At 72.6% G+C, this 8268-nt stretch carries 7 protein-coding genes and 1 pseudogene; 2 read left to right on the top strand and 6 right to left on the bottom strand.

Annotated features, from left to right (window positions below; genetic code table 11):
* Positions 1-495 precede the first annotated feature (495 nt).
* The 3 genes and pseudogenes from AB0F10_RS42360 to AB0F10_RS42350 all read right to left on the bottom strand — a co-directional run.
* Positions 496-870: a hypothetical protein gene (locus tag AB0F10_RS42360; RefSeq protein WP_360639315.1), complete on the bottom strand. Its 375-nt coding sequence runs from the start codon at positions 868-870 to the stop codon at positions 496-498.
* A gap of 562 nt (positions 871-1432) precedes the next feature.
* Positions 1433-1633 (bottom strand): helix-turn-helix domain-containing protein, encoded by a 201-nt coding sequence (locus AB0F10_RS42355; protein WP_360639313.1) that lies wholly within the window; start codon positions 1631-1633, stop codon positions 1433-1435.
* Positions 1634-1802: 169 nt separating this feature from the next.
* Positions 1803-2138, bottom strand: a pseudogene (locus AB0F10_RS42350) (cyclic nucleotide-binding domain-containing protein); the annotation flags it as partial.
* A 523-nt stretch (positions 2139-2661) separates the two neighbouring features.
* Between AB0F10_RS42350 and AB0F10_RS42345 the strand changes: the two are divergent.
* Entirely contained in the window at positions 2662-2904 is a 243-nt protein-coding gene (locus AB0F10_RS42345; protein ID WP_360639310.1) for a hypothetical protein, read from the top strand.
* On the opposite strand, the gene AB0F10_RS42340 is transcribed toward AB0F10_RS42345, so the two are convergent.
* Positions 2809-3831: a hypothetical protein gene (locus AB0F10_RS42340; RefSeq protein ID WP_360639307.1), complete on the bottom strand. Its 1023-nt coding sequence runs from the start codon at positions 3829-3831 to the stop codon at positions 2809-2811. The two genes, AB0F10_RS42345 and AB0F10_RS42340, sit on opposite strands and share 96 nt — an antisense overlap.
* A 473-nt stretch (positions 3832-4304) precedes the next feature.
* Here AB0F10_RS42340 and AB0F10_RS42335 point away from each other — a divergent pair, with 473 nt between their 5' ends.
* Positions 4305-5258, top strand: coding sequence for a hypothetical protein (locus AB0F10_RS42335; protein WP_360639304.1), 954 nt, complete (start codon positions 4305-4307; stop codon positions 5256-5258).
* On the opposite strand, the gene AB0F10_RS42330 is transcribed toward AB0F10_RS42335, so the two are convergent.
* Positions 5234-6364 (bottom strand): hypothetical protein, encoded by a 1131-nt coding sequence (locus tag AB0F10_RS42330; RefSeq protein ID WP_360639301.1) that lies wholly within the window; start codon positions 6362-6364, stop codon positions 5234-5236. The genes AB0F10_RS42335 and AB0F10_RS42330 overlap by 25 nt on opposite strands.
* A 263-nt stretch (positions 6365-6627) precedes the next feature.
* The coding region (locus AB0F10_RS42325; protein WP_360639298.1) for a CATRA conflict system CASPASE/TPR repeat-associated protein at positions 6628-8268 on the bottom strand (1641 nt) is incomplete at its 5' end.

The raw sequence follows: 8268 nt of genomic DNA, 5'->3' as shown, positions 1-8268 counted from the left end.
CTCAGGCGGTTACGGCGAAGCTTCTCACCATGGCGTTGCTGAAGACCCCACCGGCGATGACGCTCGTGCTCACGACGAAATTCCTCAGCGGCGGCCGAATAGTTTCGCCGCGCGGTCCGGTCCCGCATCGCCGCCAATTCCGACCTGCCGAACAATGACAACTGTCCCACCGAAGAATTCTCCCGCACCCCACCCCGACACGCCCGCGAATGATGATGCCAATCTCATTTCGACAATTGCGTTCACCGGAGGCGGCGCGGCAATTCCGGTGCGGCGCCACGCGCGTCGAAATAGGGCCTGTCATACCGCCGGCAAAGCACCATGCACCCGCGGTTCATCACAGGTGGCAGCGCCAGGCGGAGGTCGACGGCCCGGAGGCCTCTGGCCCGAGGCCAGGTTGAAAGTTGCTCACTATGTGTCAGGAGGGGTGGGTTCAGGCGGCCGACCCTGCAGATCAACTCCGCTTCGCAGGACGGAAGACGATCACCGCACCGATCACCTGGCTCGTCGGTGAAATCCGAGGCCGGTGCGGTAAAGGTGGTCGGGCAGCCGATCGGCGATCCACACGCCGAACGCGGCCACACCGGCGCCTATCAGCAGCCTCCATGAGCCCCAGCCGGCAAGGACGAGGATCCCGCCGACCAGGAGGAACAACAACAGCCGCACGCTCATGACCTGATCAGCGCGCAGTCTCACGTCCTGCTCCAACTCGCGCAGCCTCGCCGCACCGCGAATGATCTGTCGCCGGAGCTGTCGATGCGCCGGCGATCCACGGTTCAGAGACGCCAGCCGCTGCCGGTCCTGCTCGATCTTCCGCTGCAGCTCACCGATGATGCGGTGGTCCGACCCGGCGCCGGTCACGACACCCACCTCTCGCACGCTGTCGGCCGCGTGGGCCGTTCGCACACCCCGCAAGATCTGACCCTCATCCTCGCATGACCCGGCGCCGACGGGGTTCGGGTGGCCGCCGACGTCCGGTTTTTGCTGAGGCTCGTGGGCATACGACCCGGAATCCACTCTGAAATGTCAGTAAATCGGGGTGAATCCGGCACGAGGTCACAGCCGGCGGGTGCTGCGCGGCGTCGGCCTGCCGGAGTCGCAGTGGACGCAGTTGCGTTCCGGATGCGCGCATCCGCTTGAGGGCGGACGCCGGTGGCCGGGGTCGACGGCGACCGTCTCGATGTCGGCGCCGCGTCGCTGCTGGTGAAGATGACATTCACGAAGCCGACCGATACCCGAGCCACGTCGCGCGCCTGCGAGGCCGGCCGATCCGGATGGACCCGCCGGCAGATCCCGTCGCCCAGCACCTTTTGGACGATTCAAGGCGGGAGCCCAGGCACGGAGCGAGAAGTCGACGACCTTTCGACGTCGTCGCGTTCAGCGCCTGCCCTGATCGACATAGGAGGCAGCCTGTCTCGGCCGCGCTGCGCGCTCAGGTCGTCGCCGGGCCGGTGTCCGGCGGCTCGTCGGACAGTGCGAGCAGTTCCGGCACGCCGAGGACGGCGATTCTGCGGTATCCGGTCCGGATCAGTCCTCGCGCGCGCAGCTGGCGCAGCGCCCGCTGCACGGTGTCCTCCGCCGAGCCGACCAGCGCCGCGAGCTCGGTCTGGTTGAGGCGCACGCCGATCAGCACCCCCGTCCTCGGCCTCCTCTCCGCAGGCCAGCGCGATCTCGCCCAGGACCCGGGCGAGCCGGACGTGCACCGGGTACGCCGCGAACTCGGACCGCCGCGCGTTGGCCCACTGCAGGCGCTCCCCCACGGTCGCCGTGACCTGGTTGGCGACCCGTGGGTGTGCGGCGATGAAGCGGAGGAAGTCGGCCTGGCGGATGACGGTGGAGACCACGTGATCGCAGGCCGTGACCGTGGCCTGGCGGCCGTTGCCGGTCATCGCGCCCAGCTCACCGACGATGTCGCCGGGCAGCCGGATGCCCATCAGCCGCGGCACCCCTTCGGTCATCCGGGTCACCTTCGCGTAGCCGCGCCGGAGAATCTCCACGTAGGTGTCCTGGGCTCCCTCGACGATCATGTGCACGCCCTGGCGTACCGGGCGGGTGACGCCGAGCGCCAGCAGCTCGGCCCGCTCGGCGGGCGAGATGCGGTCGAGGAACGGCCGCGGGCCGCTCGGCAGATCGCTCATCGCCGGCCCTTCCCGGCCGGGCCCGGCGATCCCGCCGCAAGACGGAATCCGTGGCCGCCGAGCGGGGTGCGATGGGGGAAGCCGTGCGGCGCTCGACCGCACGACCGGGAGAGAGGGACCGCCGTGGAGTCGCATTTCTGAGCGAGCCCGCCCCGCGGGGGGTGAGACGGGCGCACCCGCGCGGCGGGCGGGTACGCCGGGTATGCCGATGGTGGTGAGGCAGGCGGGCCGGCCACCATCGGCGTCCCCTCCCGGGCCGTCGGCGGATCTCCGCATCCCCATGTCCTCATCGGCACACACCTCCAGCGATATCTGACGGACCGTGCGCGGTCCGTCAGCCTTCGGTGAGCGCCAAGCCGGAGGAGGATGTCATGCGGTGCACGGGCGGCGGCCGGGGAGTCATCCGGCCCAGGCGCGGCGACGGCGGTCTCCCCGGTCCGATCCCGCGTTCGGCGGTTCCCTCCGAACCGATCCTGCAGCACAATGGCATCGTGATCATCGACTCGGACGCCGGGGTCAGGTCGTGAGCCTCTCCCCCGAGCAGCGGGATGACCTGCAGCGGCTCATGGCCGACGAGCTGCGCGCCGTCTGGCGCTCGGCGGTGTCCAAGGGCGCCAGCCCGGCGACGCTCGGCCGGATGGTCGACGAGCGCCGCCGCGCGATCACCACGTCACTGACGGCCGGCGATGATCCGGCGGTCAGTGATGATGCGGACGACCTGGTCCGCGATCCGGTCGACGGACCCGCCGTCGGAGACCAGCTCTAGGGCGCGTTCGGCCGGCGAGGTGCCGCCCGGCACCCGATCGAGCTCGTCGGCACCGGTTCCCGCGCCGAAGGTCGTCCGCAGGATCCGGGCGACGACGGTCCGGGGATCCTCGCCGCGATCCAGGCCGGCCGCGATCGCGTCCACCGCGACGGAGGCCAGCTCGATCAGCCGGGCGTCGTCCTCTTCGTCCGGCGTCACGGGCAGCACGGGACGCTGCTCCCGGCCGGCGTCGCCGGCCGGCGCGGGCGGCGGCACCTTGGCGCCGAGCGGGCGCTCAACGTACGCGGAGTACCAGGCGGACCGGCGCCGCATCGCGGTCAGCACCCGCTCCACGTCGTCGCGCACGACGCTCGGGCCGGCGTCGAGGTCACCCGTGGCCTCCGCCCGTGCGCGTACCCAGCTGTCGATCGGCCACAGCTCGGCGCCGGCCGTGTCCGGGACCCCCACCCACCCGAGGACGTGCAGGGCGAGCCGGATGAGCCACGGGTCGTGGCCGAGTTCGCCGGCGAGCCAGTCGGGCATCCGCGGCCGCTGCAGGGCGCCGCGCAGGCCACGCCGGCGCCGGTTGCCGTCCACCGTGGCGGGGATGAGCCGCCGGCAGATCCAGGCCTCGAGGTTGAGGATCTCCACCCGGGCGTTGCGGAGGCAGTCCTGGACCACCGCCTCGACATCGTCGTGGAAGCCATCCACGCATTCGTCGGCGAGGCGGGTCAGCGTGGCGGCGCACCGCCAGTGGCCGCGCCGCCGCTCGACCGGCCGGGTGATCCGCTGGAAGACCAGCGGCCAGGCGACCTCGTAGGTGGCCGCGCGAAGCACCCGCCGCTGCTGGGGCGTGGCCGCTTCGAAGACTTGAACGAGGCGGCCTTCCCGCGCGAGCGAGCGGATCCGCATGACGCCGTCCGTCGAGGAGCTGATTGCGGTGATCACAGGTACCTTCCGAATATTTGCAGGCGGTCAGCGGCCGCATATCGCGGACCAGAGCCTCAGACTCAGTGAGCCTGGCGCCGGACGCCGACGTTCGCGATAGCCGCGACGAGGAACGGGTACTTTGCGGACCGTTACTGTCTGTTACGCTGCACCAACCCAACGAGCAGCGCTTCCCGTCGGCCGGGTCGGCCGAACCCGAACGGATGAAAGCCCCCGCCTCGTCTGCCCCGCGGCCGGGCAGATCCGACAGCAGCCATGATGGGCCGCTGACCAGGCCGATGGGTGACCGTCCAGTGGTCATCCGAACGGCATCAACTGGCCACAGTGCGGCCTGACGCATAGCCGACAGTCATAACGGCCGGGATGCCGTCACACGATGGAGTGACGATCGGTGACCCGTGCGACGGTGATCTCCGGACACGCCGCGGGTAGTAACCGTCCGTGTGCCTCTCTTGACGGACGGAGCCGGGATCATGTCCTACCAGGACGACCTCCATCACGAGCTGAGGGCCCTCAGCCGCGGACGCGGCGTGCTGGAGCAGGGACTCGCCCGCCGGCTCGGGCCGCTGACCCGCCAGCTGAGCGCGGTGTCGGCGGTCGACCCCGATCCGACGGCCCGGCAGCGGCTCCACCTGGCACTCACCGAGCTGATGGTGGATCTCGAGGCGGAGGTCCGGGCGGCCGCCGAGCTCGCCCTGGCGTTCGACGCGAGGAGCGGCGATCACCTGATGGCGCGCGCCCGCTTCTACGCCAAGCGCGCCCACTGCAGCGAGCGCACCGCGCGCCGCCGGATGAACGAGGCGATCGCGGCCCTGGCGCAGGCCGGCGCCCGGGACCAGTCGACGGCCCCGGTCGATCCCGGATCGGGGTGGCGGGTCCGGTCCTTCACCTCGCTGATGCGTCTGGACTCGGCCGCGGTCGAGCTGTATGAGACCCGGGTCCTGCTGGCCGAGCGGGAGATCTCCGAGGTGCAGATCGAGCTCGACATCCCCTCCACCGCGGACCCGGCCGGGCCGCCGCCGGGAGTCGACGTCCACGTCGTGTACGGCGCCCGGATCGTCTCTGTCGACCGGGACGACGACGGTCACCACTACCGCCTGAGCCTGGCGTTGCCGCGCCCGCTGAGCACCGGGGACCAGCAGGAGTTCTGCCTGCACTACCGGGTGCGGCCGGGCACTCCGGTCCGCAACCACTGCGCGATCGTGCCGCTGGCCCCCTGCGACCACGGCCGGATCCGGGTTCGGTTCCCGGAGGGTCGCGCGCCGGCCTCGATCTGGCAGGTCACCGCGGTGCCGCCACGACGGATGGACGCGGCGACCACCGTGCCCGGCGCGGCGCGGCTCGACCTGGACGGCGCCGGCGAGGTGATGGTCGCCTTCCGCGCCCTGCGCCAGGGGCACGGCTACGGCGTGGCGTGGCTGCCCTGACCCGCGCGTTCCCTGCCGAGGATGGACAGCACGGTGTCGACGATCCGATCGAGCCTGCCCGGGTTGGTCAGTGCGCCGGTGACCCCGCCCAGCGGATCGGCGACCGAGTGCGGCGCCCGGTCCAGCGTCCCGGTGAAGGTGCCGCCGAACACCGCGCGGATCACCTCGACCACGATGTCCTCGGGCTTCTCCCCGCGGGTCATCCGGCCATCGATGACCCTGACGGCCTCCCCGGCGAGGCGCAACAGCTCGCCGTCGATCCGCTCGTCCGGGTCGCCGAGCGGCAGCGGAGTGGCGGTCGCCCCGGTCACCTCGCCGATGGGCGCGGTCGCCACCGGTGCGGGCTTCGCGCCCAGCGGACGCTCCACATACGACTCGTACCAGCCGGGCCGGCGGCGCATCACCGCCAGCACCTGCTCCACCTCACGGGCGACGACACCCGGATCGCTGCCGGCCCAGTCGCCGGTGCGGAGCCCGCGCTGGTGCGACCAGGACTCGAGCGGCCACAGCTCGGCGCCCGCGGTGGCGCCGACACCGACCCAGACCAGAATCTCGACGGCGAGCGACGTCAGCCAGGCGTCGTGGCGCAGGCCGTCCGCCACCCACGTGGGCAGCCGTGGGCGTTGCAGCGCGCCCCGGCTGCCCCGCATCCTGCGGTGCCCGTCCACCGTGGCCGCCGTGAGGCGGCTGGCGATCCATCCCTCCAGGTCGTGCACCTGGTTGCGGGCGTGCGCGAGGGTGTCCTGCACCACCGACTCGACGTCGTCGTGAAACCGGTCCAGGCAGTCCGGCGCGAGCCGCTCGACCGCCGACGCGCACGCGGCGTGCCCGCGGGACAGTTCGAGCCGCCGCGTCAGCCGGGTGAAAACGATCGGCCAGGCGACCTCGTAGACGGCCCCGCTCAGGCGCGCGCGGTCGGCGCCCTGGGCCCGGCCCGCCGCCTCGGCGAGCCCGCCGGCGCGGGCGAGCTCACGGATCCGGGGCAGCCCGTTCGCGGCGGCCGACCGGGAGACATACACGCCGACCTGCGGTCTGTTCGGGCTCAGCCGGATGCTCCGGCGTTGCTCGGCGTCCAGGCGTGATGTCGGCCCGTTCGAAGCGCCCACGAGGTGCTCCCTTCGATGTCGGCGTCCAGGCAGGAAGCGATCGGAGCGCGTACGAGGAGACGGCGCTCGATGTGCAGCTTGACCGAAAACGGTCGCGGACCGGAAGCGCGCCGAGACAGGTGAACCGGAACGGGGGGATAAACCGGACGACCAGCCGAACGTAACGAGGATGATCGTCGTGAGTAGTCGCGGTCGTCCGCACACCGAAGGCGGGCCGAACGGGGGATGTCGTCCGTGACCACAGTGGACTGAGAGAACCCGGCTCAGGGGACCCGGCTGAACGCGCCGAGCCCGGCGAACCGGTCGGTGCTCAGCCAGTCCGTGCCCGTGGTGTCGACCGCGCAGCCGGCGTTGCGCAGCCGCTGCGCGATCCGGGCGAGGTCGCGGCGCTGGGAGGCCGGATCCGCGGTGATCCGCACCGTGTCCAGGCCCCCCAGGCCGCCCGGCGGGGTGCCGACCTCGATGACGACCGTGCGCTCCCGCTGCCGGGCCACCGCCATGCCGGCCCGCAACATCACCTCGGCACCGGACCGCCCGCCGGCGCCCGGGGCGCACTCGTCCGGGGTGAGCAGCACGACCGCCGCCCGGTTGTCGGCGAACGCCTGATCCAAGACGTCCGGGAGAAACGGCGCGGGCTCTCCGGTACGGGCGGCGATCTCGTCCCAGCCGAGCGGGCGCAGCCCGAGCGCCCGCAGCAGCCCGCGCACCGCCTCGCCGGCCTGGTCGTCCGCGCCGTTGATCAGGAAGACGTCCCGCGCGGACGGCGCCCGCGGCGCCGGCTCCGGGTGGGGCCGGCTCGCGGTCACCGGCCCCACCCAGAGCCAGCCGTCCCTGCGGTAGGTCTTGGCCTCGACCCGGCGCCGCTCGAAGTGCGCGCCGTCCAGGCCGGGGTACCCCTCACCGACGACGTCCTGGTGGATCCGGTCGGACACGAGTGCGACCAGGTCGGCCTCGGGATGATCGTTGACGGCGTCGCGCAGAACCGCGCAATCCAGCAGGCGCCCCATCTCGATGATGGTGCTGCCGCTGAAGCCGATCGCCGCGGCGGTGAAGGGCCCACCGGCCACGGACAGCCGGAGCCGGATGCGGTCGGCCGGATGGGCGGCGTTGTCCGCCGCCACCTGCGATCGCCATCCGTTCAGCAGGATCGGCAGCGCGTGGTGCGCGCGGATCGCCGCGGGCAGCACCACGATCATGCCGTCGCCGCCGTCCTGCCGGTCGACGTCGGCGAGCCGGAGCCCGACGGCGTCGAGCACCCGCGCCGCCATCCCCGCGACCCGGCTCTGCACCTCGGCCTGCTGCGGGGTGGTCCGGCCGCTGTAGCCGACGACGTCGACGCCGAAGCCGAGCCGTTGCTCGGCGCGGCCGTCACCGGAAGGCGGGGTTTCGGGTGGCAGGGGCGCGGGCGTCAGCACGGCCACCGGCGCGAACCCGGCCTGGGTGTAGCCCAGGATCTCGCGCAGCCGGGTCGCCCGTTCCAGTGTGGCGCCGAGATTCTCGGCGTCCTCCCCGAGCTGATGATCGAGCCAGCCGGCCAGTGCCGCGTCCGGGGGCAGCGGCTCGGCGACGACCGCGGCCTGGTTGTGCCGGGCCGTCTCGACGCCGCGGCGCATCCGGCGTACGGCTTCGAGGGTGCCGGCGACGGCCGCCTCGTCGGCGGCGAGCCCGGCCGCCTCGGCGGTGGCGGCGGCGGGGTCGCCCATCAGTTCCGTGACCCGGTCCAGGCGGGCGCCGGCACGCTCGCGCAGTTCGGTCAGCCGCCGCCCGTCTCCCCGGACCCGGGCGTGATAGCGGACCTTCGCGGCGTGCATCAGGTAGCGGCCCAGCGGCGGCAGCGCGACGTCCCCGGAGCTCCAGGTGAAGCGGCTGAGCGCGGCGTCCTGGCCCGGCCGGGCCAACACCAC

It is taken from the genome of Actinoplanes sp. NPDC026623 (genome assembly GCF_040638275.1).
GTDB lineage: Bacteria > Actinomycetota > Actinomycetes > Mycobacteriales > Micromonosporaceae > Actinoplanes.
This window is presented reverse-complemented; position numbering and strand designations above follow the sequence as displayed.